Origin of the sequence: Hansschlegelia sp. KR7-227, assembly GCF_049446035.1 — a bacterium.
Lineage (GTDB): Bacteria > Pseudomonadota > Alphaproteobacteria > Rhizobiales > Methylopilaceae > Methylopila.
The window spans coordinates 1012701-1033011 of record NZ_JBMSEA010000001.1 but is presented as its reverse complement, the minus strand read 5'-3'; the positions used below and the strand labels follow the sequence as shown (position 1 = coordinate 1033011).

At 60.3% G+C, this 20311-nt stretch carries 23 protein-coding genes, 1 tRNA gene and 1 pseudogene; 18 read left to right on the top strand and 7 right to left on the bottom strand.

Annotated elements, in window-relative coordinates:
* Nucleotides 1-109: 109 nt before the first annotated feature.
* Nucleotides 110-1525, bottom strand: a complete 1416-nt coding sequence (gene chrA, locus ACO2RJ_RS04855; RefSeq protein WP_019198945.1) for a chromate efflux transporter — start codon at nucleotides 1523-1525, stop codon at nucleotides 110-112.
* Nucleotides 1526-1541: 16 nt separating this feature from the next.
* Nucleotides 1542-2513 (bottom strand): chromate resistance protein ChrB domain-containing protein, encoded by a 972-nt coding sequence (locus tag ACO2RJ_RS04850; protein ID WP_084494587.1) that lies wholly within the window; start codon nucleotides 2511-2513, stop codon nucleotides 1542-1544.
* Nucleotides 2514-2629: 116 nt separating this feature from the next.
* Here ACO2RJ_RS04850 and ACO2RJ_RS04845 point away from each other — a divergent pair, with 116 nt between their 5' ends.
* The 9 genes from ACO2RJ_RS04845 (at nucleotide 2630) to ACO2RJ_RS04805 (ending at nucleotide 9507) form a co-directional block, all read left to right on the top strand.
* Nucleotides 2630-3595 (top strand): Fe-Mn family superoxide dismutase, encoded by a 966-nt coding sequence (locus ACO2RJ_RS04845; protein ID WP_019198943.1) that lies wholly within the window; start codon nucleotides 2630-2632, stop codon nucleotides 3593-3595.
* Nucleotides 3592-4062, top strand: a complete 471-nt coding sequence (locus tag ACO2RJ_RS04840; RefSeq protein WP_019198942.1) for a chromate resistance protein ChrB domain-containing protein — start codon at nucleotides 3592-3594, stop codon at nucleotides 4060-4062. Before ACO2RJ_RS04845 ends, ACO2RJ_RS04840 begins: the two co-directional genes overlap by 4 nt.
* Nucleotides 4063-4081: 19 nt before the next feature.
* Nucleotides 4082-4492 carry a hypothetical protein gene (locus tag ACO2RJ_RS04835; RefSeq protein ID WP_019198941.1) on the top strand — a complete coding sequence of 137 codons (411 nt, stop codon included), beginning with the start codon at nucleotides 4082-4084 and terminating at the stop codon, nucleotides 4490-4492.
* A gap of 142 nt (nucleotides 4493-4634) precedes the next feature.
* Complete coding sequence (locus ACO2RJ_RS04830; protein ID WP_019198940.1) at nucleotides 4635-5009, top strand: hypothetical protein; 375 nt, start codon at nucleotides 4635-4637, stop codon at nucleotides 5007-5009.
* Between the two features lie 19 nt (nucleotides 5010-5028).
* Nucleotides 5029-6246, top strand: coding sequence for a cytochrome b (locus ACO2RJ_RS04825; protein ID WP_019198939.1), 1218 nt, complete (start codon nucleotides 5029-5031; stop codon nucleotides 6244-6246).
* A 105-nt stretch (nucleotides 6247-6351) separates the two neighbouring features.
* The gene (locus ACO2RJ_RS04820; protein ID WP_019198938.1) at nucleotides 6352-7080 is read left to right on the top strand and encodes an ABC transporter ATP-binding protein; all 729 of its coding nucleotides are present in this window, start codon (nucleotides 6352-6354) and stop codon (nucleotides 7078-7080) included.
* Nucleotides 7067-8455, top strand: coding sequence for an ABC transporter permease subunit (locus tag ACO2RJ_RS04815; RefSeq protein WP_019198937.1), 1389 nt, complete (start codon nucleotides 7067-7069; stop codon nucleotides 8453-8455). The genes ACO2RJ_RS04820 and ACO2RJ_RS04815 overlap by 14 nt, the downstream gene beginning before the upstream one ends.
* Nucleotides 8442-9170, top strand: coding sequence for a LamG domain-containing protein (locus tag ACO2RJ_RS04810; RefSeq protein WP_040426650.1), 729 nt, complete (start codon nucleotides 8442-8444; stop codon nucleotides 9168-9170). The genes ACO2RJ_RS04815 and ACO2RJ_RS04810 overlap by 14 nt, the downstream gene beginning before the upstream one ends.
* 43 nt (nucleotides 9171-9213) lie before the next feature.
* A complete protein-coding gene (locus ACO2RJ_RS04805) occupies nucleotides 9214-9507 on the top strand; it encodes a hypothetical protein (protein ID WP_019198935.1) in 294 nt (97 codons plus the stop codon).
* 34 nt (nucleotides 9508-9541) lie between these two features.
* Here ACO2RJ_RS04805 and ACO2RJ_RS04800 read toward each other — a convergent pair whose 3' ends face one another.
* Genes ACO2RJ_RS04800 through ACO2RJ_RS04790 form a run of 3 tightly spaced genes read right to left on the bottom strand, consistent with a single transcriptional unit; the run spans nucleotide 9542 to nucleotide 11901 of the window.
* Complete coding sequence (locus tag ACO2RJ_RS04800) at nucleotides 9542-10300, bottom strand: ABC transporter ATP-binding protein (protein WP_019198934.1); 759 nt, start codon at nucleotides 10298-10300, stop codon at nucleotides 9542-9544.
* Nucleotides 10297-11019 (bottom strand): ABC transporter permease, encoded by a 723-nt coding sequence (locus tag ACO2RJ_RS04795; protein ID WP_019198933.1) that lies wholly within the window; start codon nucleotides 11017-11019, stop codon nucleotides 10297-10299. Before ACO2RJ_RS04795 ends, ACO2RJ_RS04800 begins: the two co-directional genes overlap by 4 nt.
* A 24-nt stretch (nucleotides 11020-11043) precedes the next feature.
* Nucleotides 11044-11901, bottom strand: a complete 858-nt coding sequence (locus ACO2RJ_RS04790) for a substrate-binding domain-containing protein (RefSeq protein WP_019198932.1) — start codon at nucleotides 11899-11901, stop codon at nucleotides 11044-11046.
* 426 nt (nucleotides 11902-12327) lie between these two features.
* On the opposite strand from ACO2RJ_RS04790, the gene ACO2RJ_RS04785 reads away from it, so the two are divergent.
* The 4 genes from ACO2RJ_RS04785 (at nucleotide 12328) to ACO2RJ_RS04770 (ending at nucleotide 14955) form a co-directional block, all read left to right on the top strand.
* On the top strand, nucleotides 12328-12906 hold the full coding sequence (locus ACO2RJ_RS04785) for a superoxide dismutase (RefSeq protein ID WP_040426651.1): 579 nt from the start codon (nucleotides 12328-12330) through the stop codon (nucleotides 12904-12906).
* On the top strand, nucleotides 12903-13283 hold the full coding sequence (locus ACO2RJ_RS04780) for a hypothetical protein (RefSeq protein ID WP_423266871.1): 381 nt from the start codon (nucleotides 12903-12905) through the stop codon (nucleotides 13281-13283). The genes ACO2RJ_RS04785 and ACO2RJ_RS04780 overlap by 4 nt, the downstream gene beginning before the upstream one ends.
* A gap of 61 nt (nucleotides 13284-13344) precedes the next feature.
* Nucleotides 13345-14286, top strand: coding sequence for a DUF1259 domain-containing protein (locus ACO2RJ_RS04775; protein ID WP_019198929.1), 942 nt, complete (start codon nucleotides 13345-13347; stop codon nucleotides 14284-14286).
* Between the two features lie 201 nt (nucleotides 14287-14487).
* The gene (locus tag ACO2RJ_RS04770; RefSeq protein WP_156946995.1) at nucleotides 14488-14955 is read left to right on the top strand and encodes a hypothetical protein; all 468 of its coding nucleotides are present in this window, start codon (nucleotides 14488-14490) and stop codon (nucleotides 14953-14955) included.
* A 201-nt stretch (nucleotides 14956-15156) separates the two neighbouring features.
* On the opposite strand, the gene ACO2RJ_RS04765 is transcribed toward ACO2RJ_RS04770, so the two are convergent.
* Entirely contained in the window at nucleotides 15157-15582 is a 426-nt protein-coding gene (locus ACO2RJ_RS04765; protein ID WP_019198926.1) for an MFS transporter, read from the bottom strand.
* A gap of 192 nt (nucleotides 15583-15774) precedes the next feature.
* Nucleotides 15775-15851: transfer RNA gene (locus ACO2RJ_RS04760), tRNA-Arg, on the bottom strand.
* Between the two features lie 533 nt (nucleotides 15852-16384).
* Between ACO2RJ_RS04760 and ACO2RJ_RS04755 the strand changes: the two genes are divergently transcribed.
* The 5 genes and pseudogenes from ACO2RJ_RS04755 to ACO2RJ_RS04735 all read left to right on the top strand — a co-directional run bounded on the left by ACO2RJ_RS04755 (nucleotide 16385) and on the right by ACO2RJ_RS04735 (nucleotide 20301).
* Complete coding sequence (locus ACO2RJ_RS04755; protein ID WP_423266870.1) at nucleotides 16385-16615, top strand: helix-turn-helix transcriptional regulator; 231 nt, start codon at nucleotides 16385-16387, stop codon at nucleotides 16613-16615.
* A gap of 103 nt (nucleotides 16616-16718) precedes the next feature.
* Nucleotides 16719-16883, top strand: a pseudogene (locus tag ACO2RJ_RS04750) (JAB domain-containing protein); the annotation flags it as partial.
* A 132-nt stretch (nucleotides 16884-17015) separates the two neighbouring features.
* Nucleotides 17016-18413 (top strand): circularly permuted type 2 ATP-grasp protein, encoded by a 1398-nt coding sequence (locus tag ACO2RJ_RS04745; protein ID WP_423268909.1) that lies wholly within the window; start codon nucleotides 17016-17018, stop codon nucleotides 18411-18413.
* Between the two features lie 52 nt (nucleotides 18414-18465).
* Entirely contained in the window at nucleotides 18466-19407 is a 942-nt protein-coding gene (locus ACO2RJ_RS04740) for an alpha-E domain-containing protein (protein ID WP_423266869.1), read from the top strand.
* Between the two features lie 57 nt (nucleotides 19408-19464).
* Complete coding sequence (locus tag ACO2RJ_RS04735; protein WP_423266868.1) at nucleotides 19465-20301, top strand: transglutaminase family protein; 837 nt, start codon at nucleotides 19465-19467, stop codon at nucleotides 20299-20301.
* Nucleotides 20302-20311 lie beyond the last annotated feature (10 nt).

Sequence of the window (20311 nt, the reverse complement as noted above, 5' to 3'; positions counted from 1 at the left end):
TGCAGCACCTCTCGGCGGAGAGGCCACGAAACGACACGTCGAGCGTATGGCCATGAACGCGAGGCCGCTGCTCAGCTCCCCGCTACGACCCCGATCCCGGCCGCTCCGATCAGACACCCCCAGCGAAAAGCCCATAAAGAATTCCGGCGACCGAGCAGCTACCCAACACCGTCAGCATGCCGATTTTGAAGCGGAACACCGCGATGATCGCGCCAGCCGTCAGGATAAGTGAGGGAATGTTCACCGAACTCAGGACGGGCAGATCGACCGTCGCGCCAAAGCCGCGAACCTCATGGACCTGCGAAAACAGCACATGCAACGCGAACCAGACCGAAAGATTGAGGATCACGCCGACGACGGCGGCGGTAATCGCCGAGAGTGCCGCCGACAGCGCCTTATTGTTGCGCATGTTCTCCATGAACGGCGCGCCGAGGAGAATCCACAAAAAGCAGGGAACGAAGGTCACCCAGGTTGTCAGCAACCCGCCCAGCGTGCCGGCGAGCAGAGGGTTCAACGCCCCCGGTGAGCGGTAGGCGCCCAGGAAGCCGACGAACTGCGTCACCATGATCAACGGGCCGGGAGTCGTTTCAGCGAGGCCGAGACCGTCCAGCATCTCGCCCGGCTTCAGCCAGCCATAGTGCTCGACCCCTTGTTGCGCGACATAGGACAGGACCGCATAGGCGCCGCCGAAGGTGACCATGGCCAGTTTGGAAAAGAAGATGGAAATGTCGGTGAAGACGTCTCCTGACCCGAGAAATACAAGTAGCGCAAGGACAGGCCCGCCCCAGACCAGCGCTCCGACCATCGCGACCTTGAGCGACCACGAAAGCGGAGGACGGGCATGTTCTGGAACCCCTTCGCCGAGCACGCTGTCGATGTCCGCGACCTCCTTGCCACTAAATTTGCCGTGGCTGCCGCCGGCAAGAAACGCCTTCCATCCAGCTCGCCCGCCGATATAGCCGATCAGGCCCGCCCCAAAGACCACGAGCGGGAACGGCGCCTGAAACACAGTCAGAGCAAGGAAGGCGACCGCCGCCATGCCGATCAGGACGTTGTTCTTGAGCGAGCGCCGGCCAATGCGAATAACGGCTTCGAGTACGATCGCCAGCACCGCGGCTTTCAGTCCGAAGAAGAGAGCCTGGACGGCGCCAACATTGCCGAAAATGACATAGATCCAGCTCAGCGCCATGATGGCCAGTGCGCCGGGAAGCACAAACAGGATTCCGGCGACGAGGCCCCCCTTGGTCTTATGCAGGAGCCAACCGATGTAGATCGCGAGCTGTTGCGCCTCCGGTCCCGGCAAAAGCGTGCAGTAGTTCAACGCATGCAGAAAGCGCGTATCGCCGATCCAGCGTTTCTCCTCGACGATGATCCGGTGCATCACGGCGATCTGCCCGGCAGGGCCACCGAAGCTGAGGGCAGCGACACGCGCCCAGACGCGCATGGCTTCACCAAACGAAATGCCATGAGCAGGCACATCGGAATTCTGGATTGTCGACTTATCGATCGCTTCTATTTGGCTCATGGTCACTTCCTGTCGGTCAACCGCGCTTGGAGCGGAAATACTGATAAAGATTGTCGAAGACGCTCGTGCCTTGAACGACGCGCTGCTCGTCCTGTGGATTTGCCGCACAGATGCCGGCGATCAGGCTGGCGATACCCGTCGTTTCCTCGCGGCTGAACTTGCTGTCCTTGAGATCGATGTCATGGACGATCTCGGAGATCGCCTGGAGTGCGGGGTCCGCAATGCCGGCCCGTGCCAGCAAGACCTCAAAGCTGCAACGGTCGCCCTCGTGAGTAATTTCGCCCTCGAACATGTCGAAGCGCAATTCTCCGACCTTGGGCTTGTATCCCTTGCCCGGCACGAAACGAATTACTGCCTCGGGATCGATAAAGCGGCGGATCAACCAGCTACAGGCGATGCGATCGACATGCACGCCCTTGCGCGTGACCCAGGTTCGCCCCTTGAAATCACCCAGCGTTTGCGCCGGGACCTCCACCAATTGCTTCGTCATATCCACATCCTCTGCGAGCCTGGATTCGATCTCCGCGATCAGGCTCTCGGCTGTCAGGCGGCCGGTCGCCCCGAAGAAATCAATCGCCGCGATGTCTGAGAGCCGTCTGCGCAGACGACTGGCTTGCGAGCGGGCTTCCGCCTTCTCCTCGGACGTCACACCGATATCGAGGCGTTCGATCAGCGTGCGCAATTCCTTGGCGACCGCCTCGTAGTCCTCGTCGCGGGCTGCGTCGAAGAGCCCGCGAACCTGGACATCGGAGAGACCGTCGATCAGGCGGGCCTCGCAAACCATCGCCTCGCCGCCGCCCTCAGCGATCTCCTTCAGGAGCCATTCGAAATCCTCCTGCGTCTCCGCATTCGCCGGCAGCGCGTAGACCGTGCTCTTGACCGCCACAGCCCCGATGCCTTGCAGCCGACGCCAGATTTTCACTCGAAAATAGGCCGGCTTGCTGGGCAACTGGTGGATCAGGAGCAGCCATCGCTGCTCGGCAGGCATTCCATCACAACTCATATCCATACTGTACCATCAAAATTCCCAAACGCAACACTTGTATCATTTCAGATTCGCGCGTAGCCTTCACCTCAATCGCGCATCCCGAGTGGAGGACCGTCATGCATCGGATCATGCCATTGCCATTCAAGCCGCCGCGCCTCGAGGGGCTCTCGGAGCGACTTTTGGCGAGCCACTATGAGAACAATTACGGAGGTGCCGTCCGGCGGTTGAACGCTATCGAGCGCCGGCTGGACGAAATAGATTGGGGAGCAGCCCCGGTCTTCGACATCAACGGCCTGAAGCGGGAGGAACTGATCGCGGCGAACTCAGCGATCCTGCACGAGATCTATTTCGACGGCCTCGGAGGAACGGGAGATGCGGCTGCCGATCTCGCAACGGCCCTCGAGCGCGATTTCGGCAGCGTCACCAAATGGCGATCCCGCTTTGCGGCCTGCGCCAAGGCGCAGGCCGGCGGATCGGGCTGGACCTTGCTGGTCTGGTCGGAGCGCCATCGGCGCCTGGTGATCCAATGGGGGCAGGATCACACGAACTGCCTTGCAGGCAGTATCCCGATCATGGCGCTCGATATGTACGAGCATGCCTACCACATCGATTTTGGGGCGAAGGCCGGCGCCTATGTCGATGCCTTCATGAAGAACATCCACTGGGAGCGTGTCGGCAAACGATTCCAGCGCATCGCTGACCGGCAACTGGATGCGCACGAGAATGATGAGCCCGACCTCGGAATTGCCCCTGAAGATCTGCTTGTCCGACTTCAGCGGCAAGAGGACGTTTTGCTCATCGACACCTGTCTGGTCGAAGATCTGCCGATGCGCAACGACATGCTTCCGGGTGCGACGTTCCGTGCTCCGGAAGCGGTCGCTGACTGGATCGATGAACTGACTGGCGGCAAACCCGTGATTGCCTACTGCACTTACGGTCTTCAGGCCAGCCGCAATGTGGTCGCCGAGCTTCACCGTCGCGGCTTCGATGCGCATTTTTTGTCCGGTGGCATCGCCGCCTGGCGCGCGATCGGAGGATCGACCGTTCCGTTCACTGCTTCCACCAGGAGGACCGCATCATGAAGTGGGTTACCCGTGAACGTCCGGTCATCGACCGGATCGCCTGTCCCTGGCTGATCGCAAGGTTCATCGACAAGGAGGCGGAATTCCTGTTCGTGCCGCCGGATCAGGTCAGAAAGGTTGCTGAAGAAGCCGGAGCCATCCCCTACGACGTGCCCGGCGTCGAATACACGCATTTCGGTGAGGGCTGCAGTTTCGACGCCTTCGTCGAGAAGCATGATCTCGCCAAGAATCCGGCCATCGTCACGATTGCGGCCATCGTCCGCGGCGCCGATACGGATAGGCACGATCTCACACCGCAGTCAGCCGGTCTGTTGGCGATCTCAATGGGACTGCGCGACCTGTCTCCGGATGACCACGAGGTCCTGAACCACGGCTTCGTCATCTACGACGCGCTCTATGCCTGGGCATCACGACGTAAAGCGGAAACGCATAACTGGCCGCCCGCGATGAAGGCGACATCCGGCTGACTGACATCGGAGGCGTTTCATGCATCAAGACTTAGCACGCTATCAGCTGGCACGGCGGATCATGCTCGGCGTCGCCGCACTCGCGATTGTCGCCGCAACCTTTCCGTGGAACGGCATTGCGCGCGCAGCGGGTACGTTTCGGATGCTCAAAGGCTCCGAGATTCGGGCGACGTTAGCGGGTATGGAACTCACCGACGAGGTTCATTGGGCGTATGTCTTTGCTCGTAGCGGCACTCTCACGATCTATTCGATGAGCCGAAAGATCGCGGGGCGTTGGAGCGTGCAACAAGATCAACTCTGCCTGGATCAGGCGGCAGATGATCAACGCTGCTATGAGGTTTGGCGCTCGGGAAAAACATTTCAACTTCGTCAACCCGGCTTGGACATCTACGACGAAGGTATCCTGCAGCGTCCACTGAGGCGAAATTGATGAGTGCTCTGTACCGCCATCCAACGGAAAATCGACGTTCGGGAATCCAGATGAGGCGGTTGCAGCTCTCAACCTTAGGTCAGCGAGCATGGCACACGGCCGTCTTTTCTACGAGAGAAGATGAAATACGAGTGTTTTGACGATGAAGCCCAATAAACTTATCCCGATCATCATCGCCTGTGCTGTTGGTTTGGCTGGACACGCCAACGCAGAGGAATTCCGAAAACTGTCGGGGGCGCAAATCCGGGCGAAGCTGACCGGCATGCAACTGACGGATGAATCCCATTGGGTGGAATCCTATTCGCCAAGCGGGAAGTTTACGAGTGACGAGATGGGCAATATTCGCACAGGTCTATGGCAAATCGTCAAAGATCAGTTTTGCAAGACCTACAACGACGAGAAAAAGACAATCTGCTACGAGGTCTGGATCTCTATGCGCACGCTTCAGATGAAAATTCCAGGCTCGTCCTATCCTCCCTTTGAAGGCGTTCTAGAAAGAATGAGTAACCGCCGATAGATCGCCAGGAGTTCCGTCGATGAGCCAGCCAGATCATCAAAATCGTTTTATCGCGTGGATCGACTATCGCTTACCGATCTTTTCCTTCTTGCGACGCGAGTTGCACGACTATCCCACGCCACGAAATCTGAACTACCTTTGGAATTTTGGTTCTCTGGCTGGTCTTACACTCGTGATCATGATCGCGACCGGCATCGTTCTGGCGATGCACTACACGCCAACCGCCGACGGCGCCTTCAATTCCGTCGAGCAGATCATGCGCGACGTGAACTACGGATGGCTCATCCGCTACCTCCACACCACCGGCGCATCGATGTTCTTTGCTGTTGTCTACATCCACATCTTCCGCGGAATGTACTACGGCTCCTACAAGTCGCCCCGCGAGCTTCTATGGGGAGTGGGTATCATTATTTTCTTGCTGATGATGGCCACGGCATTCTTCGGCTACACGCTGCCATGGGGCCAGATGAGCTTCTGGGGCGCGACGGTCATCACCAATTTGTTTTCTGCAATTCCGGGCATTGGCGACAGCATCGTCACGTGGTTGTGGGGCGGATACTCAGTGGGTAATCCCACGCTCAACCGCTTCTTTGCGCTGCACTATCTGTTGCCCTTCGTGATTGTCGCCGTTGTCGGATTGCATCTGATCGCCCTGCATCGTTTTGGCTCGAACAATCCGCTCGGCGTCGATAGTAAAGGCCCTGAAGACACAGTCCCGTTTCATCCCTATTATACAGCAAAGGATCTGTTTGGCGTGGCGATCTTCCTGATCGTCGTTTCGTGGTTCACCTTTTACGAGCCGAATGCGCTACTGAATCCGGACAACTCGATTCCGGCGAATCCAGCGGCGACGCCGCCCCACATCGTGCCTGAGTGGTACTTTCTGCCCTTCTACGCGATCCTTCGCGCCGTGCCGAACAAGCTCATTGGCGTGATCAGCATGTTCAGCGCCATCTTCGTGTTGTTCCTTCTACCGTGGCTGGATACGAGCCCCGTGCGCTCGGCCCGGTTTCGGCCGGTCTTCCGTTGGTTCTTCTGGATTTTTGTGAGCGACTGCGTGTTGCTCACATTTGCGGGCGGGCAACCGCCAGAAGGTGCGTGGCTCATTTTGAGTCGTATTGGCGCCACCTACTACTTCCTGCACTTCCTGATCGTTCTTCCTTTCGTTGGCTGGTTCGAGCATCCCCAGTCGCTCCCTGTCGCAACCCGTCAATCGGTATCTGTGCCTGCAAGATGAGGCTGTGACGACTGTCCAAAGGACGCCCGCATGACAGAGGCAGAAGCATCCGACCTCAAGCCGTTCGATCCGAACGACAAGGCGCGTTGACCGGAGAAACCGCCCATGACGGTTGCCGTTTTGCGAAGTGAACCGCTGATGGAAATCGTCTCGCTGACGAAGCGCTATGGCGAGCAGCTCGCGCTCAACGACGTTGGCTTCGCTGTTTGCGAGGGCGAAGTGCTGGGCCTGATCGGTCCAAATGGCGCCGGCAAGACTACCCTTCTTGAAGCCCTCGCCGGCCTTCTTCCGTCGGATAACGGTTTTGTATTGGTGAGGGGCGCTTCGATCGCGCCGGCTCGGCGCCGTGATTTCATGTTTTACGTCCCCGATGGCGTTCGGCCTTATGCCGATCAACCGGTCGCACGGGTGCTGTTCTTCGTCGCCGATGTCTATGGCAGATCGCGGGAGTTCGTAGCGGGTATCGTTATCAGGGTGGGTCTCGAAGGGTCGCTGGCGAAGCGCGTCGGGTCACTCTCAAAAGGCTTTAACCGCCGCCTGATGCTGGCGCTGGGTTTTCTGGCGCGGCAACCGCTTCTTTTGATGGATGAACCGTTCGACGGTTTCGATCTGAAGCAGACCCGGGAGATGATGAAGGTGCTGCGGCGGGAGGCTGCGCAGGGCCGCACGCTCCTTTTGTCCATTCACCAGCTATCTGACGCCGAGCGCATGTGCGACCGCTTCGTCCTGCTATCGGCAGGTGAGGTGCGCGGGGTGGGCACACTCGATGAGCTTCGCACGCGCATCAAGGCACCCAATGCCGGCCTTGAGGAGGTGTTTCTTGCGCTCGCTTAAGCCCCAAACGCGCGCGCCGCTCCTGCCGCTGCTCGTCAAAGAGCTTTGGGAGATCTTCGGCGGACGTGCGGCGTGGGCCATGTTGCTGCTGCTTTGTCCGCTGGTCGGCTTCAGTTTCATGGAAGCCTTGCGGATCTACAGCGAAGCCAGCTCGGTGGCGATCGGCTCACCCGTCATGGCCAACAGCCTTTCGCCTCTGGACGGCATCCTCGTGCCGACCTTCGGCGGCTTCTACGTTGCCGTGACCCTGCTATTTCCCTTTGTCGCGATCCGTGTCTTGGGCGGCGAAAAAGAATCCGGAGCGGTCCGGCTGTTGCTTCAGTTGCCTTATCGCGTCTCGACCGTGATCGGCATCAAGCTTGTCGCCGTCGGGTTGGCTTGGTTCGTGGCTGCGGGCGTGGCGTGCGGATCGGCCCTTCTGGCCTGGCTGTTCTTCGGCGGTCATTTGGCTGGTCCCGAGCTTCTGAACCTTCTACTCGGACATGGGCTATATGCTCTTCTGGTCGGCTCGATTGCGTTGTTTGCCGCATCTCTTTCTGATTCCTCGGCGACGGCGGCGATCATCACTTTGGCCTTTACGATCGGATCGTGGGTCCTCGATTTCACGACTGCCGGCAGCTCCGGTTTCATGGGCTTGGTCGCGCATCTCTCCTTGACGCCGACACTGCGCACGTTTGAAGGCGGGTTGTTGTCGTTTGGTCTCGTCGCCGGCATGATTGCGGCGATCACCGGCTTCTGCGGGTTGGCGGCTGTCTGGCTGCCGACGGGCGTCCCGGCACGCAAAAAAATGTGGCGTTCGGCGGTTTGCGTTGCCGCCCTCGGGCTTACCTTGGGTGCATCGGGCGCCCTGCGAACCACGTTCGATGTGACTGAAGATCAACGCAATTCTTTCGCCACGGCGGATCAGTGGGCGCTGGCCAAACTCACCGGGCCTTTATTGATCACCGTGCATCTCGCCATTGAGGACCCACGTTATGTCGACCTTCGGCGCAATGTGCTGGCAAAGCTTGAAAGAGCGGCACCAAATGTGACCGTTGAAATCGCGGATGGTCTATTCAGTCCTCGCACGGGTACGAGCGATGAACGCTATGGCGAGGTAACCTACGTCTACAATCGGCGAACGGATGCCAGTCGGTCGACCAGCCCTCGCGAGATCCTTCCTTTGATCTATTCGCTGGCCGGCCTTGCTCCGCCAACCCAGCTCTCGACACCCGACTATCCGGGTTATCCCCTCGTCGTCACCCAAACCGGCCCGGTCTGGGCCTGGTTCTTTGGTGGTTTGCCGCTGCTGATCGCTCTTTGTTGGAGGTGGAGCCGCCGCACCCTCGATGTCCGCAAAATGTTCAAGTTGGAGGACACCCATGCACACGCATAGTCATCTCACCATCGCAGCAACACTATCCGCTTGCTTGCTAACTCTGGCCGCCGTTCCGCTCGCCGCACAACAGGCAATAAAGGTTGACCTTGCGAAAGAGTCCGTCGGCACCGAGCCCAAGTCCTTTTTGAGCGTCGTCGGAATTTGGCGGATCGAGCAAGAAGGAGGGAAGAACGTCATCGTTGTCGATGGCCGTAAGTGGAAAGAAGGACAATCGTCTGCCGGTGTCGCTGACAAAGCGCGCGCGCTGTATGGCGAGCGCTACGCCGAGTTTCTGGACCGCGTGCAAGCCTATGCGTATTTTCCCTATGCCGTGGCTAAGGACATCCCGGATTTCAAAAGTGGCGAGATCACGGTCCAGTTCAAAGGAATTTCCGGTCGCATTGATCAAGGCGCTGGCATTCTGTTCAATCTCAAGCCGAACGGCGACTACCTGACCATTCGCGCCAATTGTCTCGAAAACAACCTCGTGCTGTGGAAGTTCGAGAAAGGCAAGCGCTCCTCGGTCAAGTGGGTGCGCAATACGCCGACTGCGGCCAATCAATGGCATGAATTGAAGGTTCGCATTAACGGCACCAAGGTCGAAGGTTATCTCGACGGCAAGCTTTACCTCGAAGACACCCTGGCGCAACCGGTGTCGGGACGCGTCGGCCTGTGGTCGAAGGCCGACAGCCATATGTACTTCAGCGACTACACCGTCACTGGGGCCGATTGAAACATGCAGACGCAAACGGGGGGCCGAGACGAGGAGAACCGCCATGGACAGGAAGTGGATATTTGCAGCTAGCGGCGTGTTGCTGTTGGCCATTACCGGAGCGGCCATGCTCACGGCCGAACCCCGCCGAGGCCCGGTTTTCATAGCAGGCGACCAGCCGGTCACCGAGGATCAAGTGCGACAGAAGTTGCAATCCGACGGTTGGTCAAACGTACAGATCGTTCGCGATGGACGGTATCTTGAAGCGATCGGTGCGAAGGCCGGCCAAACCACGAAGGTCGTCGTCGACGCGCGAACCGGCCGGTTGCGCGCGGCTGACGACGATGACGATGATTGAGGCCTGAGTCTGGCCTCTCATTGTTACAATTGATCTATTGACCACTATTGGTGCGGGCATCCCAGAGATGATCGCTGCCGACGATCTCGGCAACACGACGCGTTCCGGGGTGTTGCACGATTCCCTGGGGCGAGCCTTCCTGGATGATCGTTCCTGCGTCGATGATCAGGCAGCGAACGCAAAGGATGGAAGCCTCCGCCAGATCGTGGCTAACGAACACCGTCACCATTCGCCGCGCTCGCAGTACGACCGCCAATTCCTGAACCAGGCGACGACGGGTCGGCTGGTCGAGCGCGGCAAATGGCTCATCGAGGAACAGGACTTCCGGCTCGAGCACCAAAGCTCGCGCCAGGCTCGTTCTCTGCGCCTCTCCACCTGAGAGCGTGGCAATGTTGCGGTCGGCGAGATGGTCGATCTTCAATTGCTCGAGCACCGGCTTGACCCGTGCCTGGCGCTCGATGCGGCCGACGCCCCGCAAGGCCAGTCCAAGGCCGACATTGTGGCCGACTGTGCCACGGAGAAGCAGCGGTTGCTGAAATACGGCCGCGATGCGTCGGTGGTAGGCTAATGGTGGCAACTCCCGTCCCAGAATCTGCCCCTTCAAGGCGATCGAGCCCGAGGCAAGAGGGAGCAGGCCCGCGAGCGCCTGCAACAAGGTGCTCTTTCCGGCGCCGTTTGGACCATAGATGCCTATAGTTTCGCCGGCATGCGCGAGGAAATCGGTTGGCTGGAGCGTCAGGCGGCTGCCCCGGTGAACACTGATGCCCGTGGCCCGAAGGAGCGCGCCCGTCACCGGTGACCATCGCGTTGTTGCGCCCAGGTCAGCAGGCCGACGACCAGCGCCACCAGCAGGAGCAAGACGATGCCGTAGGCCATAGCCCGATCATAATGACCCATGCCGGTTTCCATGACGATCGCTGTGGTCAACACCCGCGTCGAGCCGGGCAGGTTTCCGCCGAGCATCTGACTTGCACCGACTTCGGACACGACCGCGCCGAAGCCGGCCATGTATGCAACCAACAAAGGCAGGCGTATTTCGCGACTCAAGAGCCAAAGCGTTTGCCAACGTGAGGCGCCAAGTGCCCAGATTTGAAGCCGAAGCTTTGGGTCGAGTTGCTGGAGCGCAACGACGGTCAGATTGACGATGATCGGCACGCTTAGGATGAACTGGCCGACCATCATCGCATAGGGTGTGAACCGCAGGTTCAGGTATCCCAGCGGCCCATGCCTCAGCAGCAGAATCGAAAGGACCAGGCCAACGACGACCGGCGGAAGCCCGAAGCCGGTGTTGCAAATGGCAAGCAAAACCACGCGGCCTGGAAACCTCGCATAGGTGATCCAGAGCCCGATTGGAACGCCGACCGCCATGCTGGCGAGGGTGGCCGAGACCGAGATAAGCAGCGACTGCCGAATGATGATCCACGTTTCGGGATCGCCCGTCACGAGCAGCAGAACCGCGTCGACAAGCCCCTGACCAATCTCGGCCCAGTAGTCCCAGGATCCGGTCCCCATCACGCAGCCTCGCCGATCCCGGTATCAGTTCTGCAGAAGCTGGGCCTCGTTCAGGTTTGCGGCCGGCACAAATAGCGACCGGCCATACTCTGCCTTTCCGACTTCGGCGATAACCGCCTGTCCCTCCGAAGAAACGATCCAGTCTGCGAACGCTTGCCCGGCTGGCGCGTTCACGCGGGGGAACTTGGTCGAGTTCACCGGCATGACGTGGTAAATATTGTAGAGGACAGGATCGTTCTCGACGAGAACGGGCAAGCCGAGGCGTTTGGCGTGGACAAGGTAGGTGCCCCGATCGGTGAAGGCATAGGCTTGGAACTGGGACGCGACATCCATCGTCAAGCCTTGGCCCTGACCCGTTTCACGATACCAGGACTGGCCTTTCGGATCGATCCCGGCTCGTTTCCATGTTGCCAATTCTCGAACATGCGTTCCGGATTGATCGCCACGGGACACAAACGGCGATTTGGTCTCAGCAATGCGCCGCAGTGCGTCGACCGCCTTCAGGCCCCGGATCTTCGCCGGGTCACTGTCCGGCCCGATAACGACAAAATCATTATACATCACGAGCCGCCGCGACGTGCCATTGCCATCGCTCATCCAGAGCTTCTCAGCCTCGGGCGAATGCGTCAGCAGGACGTCCCCCTCGCCACGGGCACCCTGTTTCAGGATGTCGCCACTGCCGGCGACAATCGCTTTTACGGTCAGGCCGGATTTTTTCGCAAATGCATCGGTCAGGACTCGTAGGATTCCGCTATCCTGCGTGGTCGTGGTCGTCAGGACAACGAGTTCATTGGAGTTGGCAGGTTGCGCGTTTGCCGGCGTAACCAGACCCGCTAGGCCGACGAAAAGAGTAGCCAGAAGTAAATGGCAACGGCGAATCATGCGTCAGTCTCCTGCGCGATCCATCACGGTGGATGAATGGATTTTGAAATCACCGGCATCGTCATGCCAGAATGCGCAGCGGCTCATCAGCTTGCTACGATGGAACCGACAGTAGCGGGAGAACCGTCGATGGAAAAGGTCCTACACGCGACTGATGAGAAATTTCCGCCTGCCAATGGGTGGCTTGGACCAGTACCCGGCTTCGACATTGACAAATTGGCTTCTCCGGCCTTACCTACCTTCATGGGGAAGCGATCTCCCCACGAGGCGACATGCCCAAGAATCGCGTCCGGTTTTCCACCAAGGGCGCATCATGTCTGCCGATATCCCAATCTCACCCGATAAAATCTCTGATGCTGGCGTGCTGCGGTCAGCCGACGGCTCAGGTGTCAGGTTGCCTTCCAGGCCATACGTCGGGAGGCTGTCATGAAACCCCTTTCATGCGATCCGAGCCGCATCCGTGGCATGTCCGAACGCATGATCGTCAGTCACTACGAGAATAACTACGGCGGCGCGGTGAAGCGGCTGAACCTCATCGAAGAGCAGCTTGCCGGCCTCGACTATGCAACGGCACCCAATTTCCTGATCAACGGGCTGAAGCGAGAACAGCTCATCGCGACCAATTCAATGATCCTGCACGAGGTGTTCTTCGATGGCCTTGGTGATGAAAGCGAGCCGGGAACCAGCCTGAAGGACGCGCTCGCACGTGATTTCGGTTCCTATGGGCGCTGGCAGACCGAATTCATCGCAATGGGCAAGGCGCTGGGTGGTGGTTCAGGCTGGGTACTGCTGACCTGGTCGCCGCGTGATCCGAAACTCGTCAATCAATGGGCGTCTGATCACTGCCATACCTTGGCCGGCGCAACGCCGATCCTGGCGCTCGATATGTACGAGCATTCCTATCACATCGATTACGGCGCGAAGGCTGGCGATTATGTCGGCGTCTTCATGTCAACCATCAATTGGCCGGCAGTGCAGCGCGTCTATGAGGGGCTCCTGAAATGACTTCGCATCGACGACTTGGGATCGTGCTAGTTGCAAGCACGCTCACGCTCGCCTCACAATCTTCCGCGCGCGCAGAAGACCAGTTTAAATTGCTCGATGCGAGCCAGATTCGTGCGCGGATCGTCGGCAACGACATCACCGACGGTCCGCACTGGTCGATGTATCTGCGGCCGGACGGCAAGCTGATTAGCGCCGAGTCCGGTAGTTCATGGACCGGCATCTGGAAGGTCCAGGGCAACAAGCTTTGTATATCGTTGCCGAGCAGTACGTCGGTCGAGTGCAGTGAGGTGTGGATGTCCGGAGCGAATGTCAGGATGCGCGCCAGCAAGGATCAGGAGACATTCGACGCCATTATTGCCAAGCATCGCGGCAAGTGACGATGAAATTAATGCGGGCTCGGAGGGGGGATCTGTTTTGATCCAACCATGGAGGTTCACAATGCGTCTGAGAAATTGTCTGGCTGCTTCAATCCTGGCGTCGTCGTCCGCATTGAGCGCGAATGCGCAATCCATCGACTGGAAGGTCTTTACCGAACCATTCATCTCCAGTGCCTACGCCCAGACCATCGAGTGGCAAAAGGTCGATGACATCTTTGGTCGGAAGCCGGCGATCTCCGGCGAGGTGCATCGTTATGGATTTCCACGCAGTGATCTGACCGTCACGCTGGATGGCGTGACCATCAAGCCGTCGTTGGCGCTCGGCGGCTGGATTGCGTTCATGCCGATGCACGGCGAAGCCATGGCAATGGGCGATCTCGTGCTGCTGGAAACCGAAGTCAACCCGGTCATGGCCAAGCTTATCGCGGGTGGGCTTGAGATCACCGCGATTCACAACCACCTGCTGCGGGCGAGTCCCGCGACCTTCTACATGCATGTCGGCGGTCGCGGCGATCCTGTGAAGATGGCTGCCGTCATCCGCGACGCGCTGGCAGCAAGCAAGACGCCGTTGACGCCGACCGCTGCATCTGCGCCGCCAGCGATCGATCTCGATACCGCCCAGCTCGATCAAATCATCGGCGCCAAGGGGCAGAACAATGGCGGCGTCTACGCTTTCGCCGTTCCGCGGCGCGATCCGATCAGCGAGGGCGGAATGCAGATCGCGCCGGTCGGCCCGATGGGCGTGGCGCAGGCGATCAACTTCCAGCCGACCGGCGGCGGCAAGGCCGCGATCACGGGTGATTTTGTTTTGACGGGCGACGAGGTCAATCCGGTCATCAAAGCCCTAAAATCGAATGGCATCGACGTGACGGCGATTCATAGCCACATGCTCAGCGAGCAGCCGCGACTGTTCTTCCTGCATTTCTGGGCCGTCGACGATGCGATCAAGCTGGCAAAGAGTCTGCGCGCGGCGCTCGACAAGACCACCAGCACAATGAGATAGAACAGGAGGAACGAATAATATGCCGAACTTGAGGAGAAACCGGTGGATGAGGCGCGCGGCCCTGGTGGCGCTCGCGGTGACTGTTCTCTTCGCCGCTGATCGGGCCGCCGAAGCCCAGACGTCCTGCAAGGTATGCGCCGAACAGCGTAAGGCGTGTATGAAGAATTACGCAGGTCTGGCCTGTAAGACCGAGTACCAGATATGTCTCAAGTCGTGCAAACCAAAACACTAAGTGCCGTTGTGCGTGGACGTGGTGCAAGACCGATCATCCAGTTTGTCGGCATCACCTTTCTGACCCTGCTGGTGTTCGAGAGCGGGAGCACATGGGCGGAAAATCTAAAGAGGCTATCGGGCGTACAGATACGCGCCAGATTTTCGAATATGCAGCTCACCGATGAAGTGCATTGGCGCGAAGTCTACCAACGGGACGGCTCGGTCCGCAGCTACTCGATGGGCAAGCTGCGAACGGGAAAATGGTTCGTTCGTGCGGATGATTTCTGCGTTGATCTCCCCGAACCCGATGGAGGCTGCTACGAAGTGAAGTCCTCGGGCTCGCGGATCGTAATGACGCCGAAGGGAACGGGTCTAACGATCGAGGGTGTTCTCCAGCCGATTTCAGATGCCAGCAATTCGGCGGCGTGGCCGAATTTGCCGACAAGAGGCAGATGACGCCGTTCGGCACCAGTTGCTACGGCCAAGCCTCGATAACTATTCTGAGTGTTCGCCGTGTCATTGAACCGCGCGGCACATTACGCGCCGGCAGCGAACCGGCGCGCACGAGCCTTCGCGATTACGTGCACCGTCCGAACCGAACGCTTTGCCAAAATCGGGCCAAGTGCAAGATATCAGGTATTTCTTGGGGCAAGCGCACTACGCAGTTTGTCTCTGCCGAGATGTCAGTATGGCTGAGAGAGCAGCAATCAGAAGCAGACCGGCGCGGGCTGCAAATGTTATGCGATAGCCGCTCATGTCATAGAGGACGCCTCCAATCACGGCACCGAACGTAATCGCATGCTGGATCACAGCGACCAGCAGATCGCCGCCGGTTTTCGCGTCATCCGGCAGCGATCGCGTCAGCCAGGTCCACCAGCCGACCGGCGTGACCGTGCCAATGAGGCCCCAGGCCGCAAGAACCGTCGCGGTGACGGCGAGGTGCCCGCCGAACAGGATCAGCGTAACCGCAATGCCTGCCATCGCGACCGGGATCACAATCAAGGTGCGATAGGGGCCATCCTTCCGGAAACGGCTGATGAAGCTGGTGCCGATGAAACCGGCAATGCCAATCCCGAGCAGCACCCGTGAAAGCGTTGAGCCATCGACCTGGGGCTGCGCGGGATAATAAACGCGATATCACCGTCAGCGATTCGAGCTTGTTCACCCCAAACACCGCAGTTTCTACGCTTTTTCGCGCACGGACCATCTTCCGCTCTTCGCGCATGCGTAGTTTCGGCGGGTTATCGGCGGCTTTAGAGGGCAATCGGCGGTATTTGGCGCACCCGACAGGATTCGAACCTGTGACCTTCGGCTTCGGAGGCCGACACTCTATCCAGCTGAGCTACGGGTGCATTGATCTTCAGATAGTGGCCGAGACCGAACAGGGTCAATCTCGAATCTGACATTCACATCAGCGCAACGACGCGGGCTCACGCCCCACCGATTGTCGCCGTTCGTACTCTACACACTCCCCACCGTTTGCTTCCGCGATGCTTCCGCGACCACGGAAGCGGTTTTCCTGCTTCCTTCGAGTTTTGCCAATCGCTTGGTTTACCTCGATTTTCTCGACTCGCACCTTCACCGCACTTGACTTAGCGTTGCCTTCGGAGGGCAATGGTCAATCAGATAGCCCTCACGCTAAACTAGAAAGACCACCCCGCCTACTTTTAACCGCAGCTAACCGCCATCCCTACGCCTTTCGAAAAGTCTTTCCTTCCCCCGCATTCGCGTGCATCGATTCCCATGCAGCAGCGTGAGCTACTGGAGGCGGGCGAGCATGTCGATGAGACTGAGTGACGTTTCGTTCAAAGGAATCCCCTCACGCCCACCATCATCACATGACTATCGATGCACAGCTAAAGCGCCGCTATTCACAGGAGGCATCATGTCCGAAACCAAATTCCTCACCCCTGATGAGGTCAGCGCGCGCTATCGTGGAGGTGTATCCGTAGGGACGCTTCGAAACTGGCGTGCTATGAAAATTGGACCGTCGTTCGTGAAGATCGGCAAGGCCGTTCTCTATCCGATCGACGAGCTTGAAGCGTGGGACGAAGGGAATAGAGTGAAGTGCCGTGCTTCAAAGCGGCTCGACGAGCATATCGGTGATCAAGCGTGACGATCACGGTCGAGCATTGTGGACATATCCCAATCCCCGGCACCAGTCGCCGATGAAATCGCAAAAAGTGGCGTAATTTCATCATATTAGAAATCTGCCTTGACTGGTTCACAACCACCCCTCGGGCGATCCCACACCGAGCCGCGCCGACATCGAGATGACGCGCACCATCGTCGACGTTGCGAAACCGCTCGGGATCGCGGTGCACGACCACGTCGTGGTGGGCCGGGACGGACATGCGAGCTTTCGCGCGCTTAAGTTGATCTGACCGTCTTCGGGCGCCTCGGCGCCGTAAAAACGGGCGCCGCACCCCTTTCCACGCGCGCCACGTGGATTAGCATCTGACGGAATTCGCAGGTCAGGAGTCGCAGCCGCTTTGCCTTCGCCAACATTCGACGAGATGACGCTCGCCGACGGCTCCGTCCGGGAGGCCTATGGAAGGCTCTCCGAGTGGCTCTCCGCCGCGCCCACCGATTTGCTCGACTACCGGGTCAAGGAAGCCGAGCTGCTGTTCCGGCGCATCGGCATCACCTTCGCGGTCTACGGCGACACTCAGGCTCAGGAACGGCTGATCCCGTTCGACATCATTCCGCGCATCATCACGAGCGCGGAGTGGGAGCGGCTGGCGAAGGGGCTGACGCAGCGCGTCGACGCCCTCAACCGCTTCATCGCCGACGTCTACGGCAAGCGCGAGATCCTCAAGGCGGGAATCCTGCCGGAGGACTTGGTGTTTCAGAACGAGGCGTTCCGGCCGGAGATGGCCGGCAAGTCGCCGCCCCACAATCTCTGGGTCCACATCGCCGGCATCGATATCGTGCGCGTGGACGCCGACACCTTCTACGTGCTCGAGGACAACGCCCGCACGCCCTCCGGCGTGTCGTACATGCTCGAAAACCGCGAGGTGATGATCCGGCTGTTCCCGGAGCTGTTCTCGCGCCACCGCGTCGCGCCGGTCGAACGCTATTCCGACGAACTCCTCGCGACGCTGCGATCGCTCGCGCCGCGCTCGGCGCCCTCGGATCCCAACGTCGTCCTGATGACGCCCGGCGTCTACAATTCGGCCTATTACGAGCACTCGTTCCTCGCCGACAAGCTCGGCGTCGAACTGGTCGAAGGGCGCGACCTCTTCGTGCGCGACGACGTCGTCTACATGCGCACCACCGAAGGTCCCCAGCGCGTCGACGTGATCTACCGGCGGATCGACGACGAATTCATCGACCCCCTGGTGTTCCGCGCCGACAGCGCGCTCGGCGTGCCGGGCCTGATGAGCGCCTATCACGCCGGCAACGTCACGCTGACCAACGCCGTCGGCACCGGCGTCGCCGACGACAAGGCGATCTACAGCTACATGCCGGAGATCATCAAATTCTACCTCGGCGCCGAGCCGATGCTGAAAAACGTGCCGACCTACCGCTGCCGGGAGCCGGAAGCGCTGAAATACGTCCTCAGCCATCTCGAAGAGCTGGTGGTGAAGGAGGTCCACGGCTCCGGCGGCTACGGCATGCTGGTCGGCCCCCACGCCTCCAAGGATCAGGTCGAACTGTTCCGCAACAAGCTCAAGGCGTCGCCGGAAGGCTTCATCGCGCAGCCGACCCTCGCGCTGTCCACCTGCCCCACTTACGTCAACGCCGGCGTCGCGCCCCGCCATGTCGACCTGCGCCCCTTCGTGCTGACCGGCTCCGACGGCGTGCGCATCGTGCCGGGCGGCCTCACCCGCGTCGCGATGCGCGAGGGGTCGCTGGTGGTGAATTCGAGCCAGGGCGGCGGAACGAAGGACACCTGGGTGCTCGACGAATGAATCCGGGCGCTCGACGACTGTTCCGCCTGTCCCTTTCCGCCGTGAGCGCGCCATGCTGAGCCGCACCGCCGACAATCTGTTTTGGCTGTCCCGCTACGTCGAACGGGCGGAGTCCCTCGCCCGCATCCTCGAGACCACGCAGCGCCTGGCCTCGCTGCCCAAGGCCTATGGCGGCGCGACCAATGAGTGGGAGAGCGCGCTCGCGACGGCCGGGTGCCTCAACGGCTTCCTCGCCAAGAACGAGGAGGCCGACCACGATTCCGTCGTCGCCTATCTCGCCTTCGACCGCGACAACCCCTCCTCCATCCTGAACTGCTTCGAGACCGCCCGGCACAACGCCCGCTCGGTGCGCACCGCGCTCACCATGGAGATGTGGGAGACCATCAACGGCGCCTGGATCGAGCTTCGCCGCACGGCTGACCGCAAGCTCGTGGGCGAGGAGCTCTCGCGGTTCCTCGGCTGGGTGAAGGAGGTCGGGCTGCGCTTCGACGGCTCGGCGTCGCGCACCATGCTGCGCAACGACATCTATGACTTCTCGCGGCTCGGCATGCTGCTCGAGCGCGCCGACAACACCGCGCGCATCCTCGACGTGAAATACCACCTGCTGCTGCCCGAGCAGGGCGAGGTCGGCGGCGGCCTCGACTACTACCAGTGGCAGGCGATCCTCAGGGCGGTCTCCGCCGTGACGAGCTATCACTGGGTCTATCGCCAGAGCCTGAAGCCCTGGCTGGTGGCGGACCTGCTGATTCTGAACGATCAGATGCCGCGCTCGATCGCCTCCTGCTATGGCGAACTCGTCCGCCACCTCGACTTCCTCGCCCGCGCCTATGGCCGGCAGGGGCCGGCGCAGCGGCTCGCCCGCGCCTCTCGTTCGCGGTTGGAGAACGCGGAGATCAAGGAGGTCTTCCAGAACGGCCTCCATGAGTTCATCACGAGCTTCATCACCGACAACAACAAGCTGGGCTCGGCGATCAACGAACAGTACCTCTCCTGACGTCATGGCCGTCCGTCCGTCTGAGCCCGTGACCACGTCTCGAACCCGCGAGCGCCCATGCGCCTGACGATCCGCCACGAGACCGCCTACCGCTTCGCGACCTCGCCGAGCTCCGTGATCCAGACTCTGCGCATGACGCCGCGCGGGCACGACGGGCAGCACATCGTCCGCTGGCGCCTCGACGTCGACCGGAACTGCCGCGTGCGCGCCTCCGAGGACGCGTTCGGCAACATCACCCACACCTTCGCCGTCGACGGGCCGATCGAGTCGCTGACCGTCCTGGCCGAGGGCGAGATCGACACGCAGGACACCGACGGGATCATCCGCCACACCGTCGAGCGGTTTTCGCCCGGGCTCTATCTCAGGGACACGGCGCTGACGGCGCCGGACTCCGCGATCGGCGTGTTCGCGGAGGAGGCTGCGGCGGCGTCGGACGGCACGGTCCTCGGCAAGCTGCACGCAGTGCTCGACGAACTCCACGAGACGATGACGTTCGACGTCTCGCCCACCGACAGCGCCACGACCGCCGCCGAGGCGTTCCGCATCAAGCGCGGGGTGTGCCAGGACCTCACCCATGTGTTCATCGTCGCCGCGCGGCATCTCGGGGTCCCGGCCCGCTATGTCTCGGGCTATTTCCGCCGCGCCGACGACGTGCTTCAGCAGGAGTCGGGCCACGCCTGGGCGGAGGCCTTCGTGCCCGATCTCGGCTGGATCGGCTTCGATCCGGCGAACGGGCAGTGTTCGACCGACGCCTATGCGCGGGTGGCCATCGGCCTCGACTATCTCGGCGCGGCGCCGATTCGCGGATCGCGTTACGGCGGCTCGGGCGAAACCCTCACCGTGGCGGTGATCGTCGAAGACGCGCGCGGGCCGCGCGCCTTCCGCCGTTCCTGACGCGATTTCC

Coding starts and splice junctions, on each gene's coding strand:
- chrA (WP_019198945.1), bottom strand. CDS start 1,525: ATGAGCCAAATAGAAGCGATCGATAAGTCGACAATCCAGAATTCCGAT.
- ACO2RJ_RS04850 (WP_084494587.1), bottom strand. CDS start 2,513: ATGCCTGCCGAGCAGCGATGGCTGCTCCTGATCCACCAGTTGCCCAGC.
- ACO2RJ_RS04845 (WP_019198943.1), top strand. CDS start 2,630: ATGCATCGGATCATGCCATTGCCATTCAAGCCGCCGCGCCTCGAGGGG.
- ACO2RJ_RS04840 (WP_019198942.1), top strand. CDS start 3,592: ATGAAGTGGGTTACCCGTGAACGTCCGGTCATCGACCGGATCGCCTGT.
- ACO2RJ_RS04835 (WP_019198941.1), top strand. CDS start 4,082: ATGCATCAAGACTTAGCACGCTATCAGCTGGCACGGCGGATCATGCTC.
- ACO2RJ_RS04830 (WP_019198940.1), top strand. CDS start 4,635: ATGAAGCCCAATAAACTTATCCCGATCATCATCGCCTGTGCTGTTGGT.
- ACO2RJ_RS04825 (WP_019198939.1), top strand. CDS start 5,029: ATGAGCCAGCCAGATCATCAAAATCGTTTTATCGCGTGGATCGACTAT.
- ACO2RJ_RS04820 (WP_019198938.1), top strand. CDS start 6,352: ATGACGGTTGCCGTTTTGCGAAGTGAACCGCTGATGGAAATCGTCTCG.
- ACO2RJ_RS04810 (WP_040426650.1), top strand. CDS start 8,442: ATGCACACGCATAGTCATCTCACCATCGCAGCAACACTATCCGCTTGC.
- ACO2RJ_RS04805 (WP_019198935.1), top strand. CDS start 9,214: ATGGACAGGAAGTGGATATTTGCAGCTAGCGGCGTGTTGCTGTTGGCC.
- ACO2RJ_RS04795 (WP_019198933.1), bottom strand. CDS start 11,019: ATGGGGACCGGATCCTGGGACTACTGGGCCGAGATTGGTCAGGGGCTT.
- ACO2RJ_RS04790 (WP_019198932.1), bottom strand. CDS start 11,901: ATGATTCGCCGTTGCCATTTACTTCTGGCTACTCTTTTCGTCGGCCTA.
- ACO2RJ_RS04785 (WP_040426651.1), top strand. CDS start 12,328: ATGAAACCCCTTTCATGCGATCCGAGCCGCATCCGTGGCATGTCCGAA.
- ACO2RJ_RS04780 (WP_423266871.1), top strand. CDS start 12,903: ATGACTTCGCATCGACGACTTGGGATCGTGCTAGTTGCAAGCACGCTC.
- ACO2RJ_RS04775 (WP_019198929.1), top strand. CDS start 13,345: ATGCGTCTGAGAAATTGTCTGGCTGCTTCAATCCTGGCGTCGTCGTCC.
- ACO2RJ_RS04770 (WP_156946995.1), top strand. CDS start 14,488: ATGTCTCAAGTCGTGCAAACCAAAACACTAAGTGCCGTTGTGCGTGGA.
- ACO2RJ_RS04755 (WP_423266870.1), top strand. CDS start 16,385: ATGTCCGAAACCAAATTCCTCACCCCTGATGAGGTCAGCGCGCGCTAT.
- ACO2RJ_RS04745 (WP_423268909.1), top strand. CDS start 17,016: ATGACGCTCGCCGACGGCTCCGTCCGGGAGGCCTATGGAAGGCTCTCC.
- ACO2RJ_RS04740 (WP_423266869.1), top strand. CDS start 18,466: ATGCTGAGCCGCACCGCCGACAATCTGTTTTGGCTGTCCCGCTACGTC.
- ACO2RJ_RS04735 (WP_423266868.1), top strand. CDS start 19,465: ATGCGCCTGACGATCCGCCACGAGACCGCCTACCGCTTCGCGACCTCG.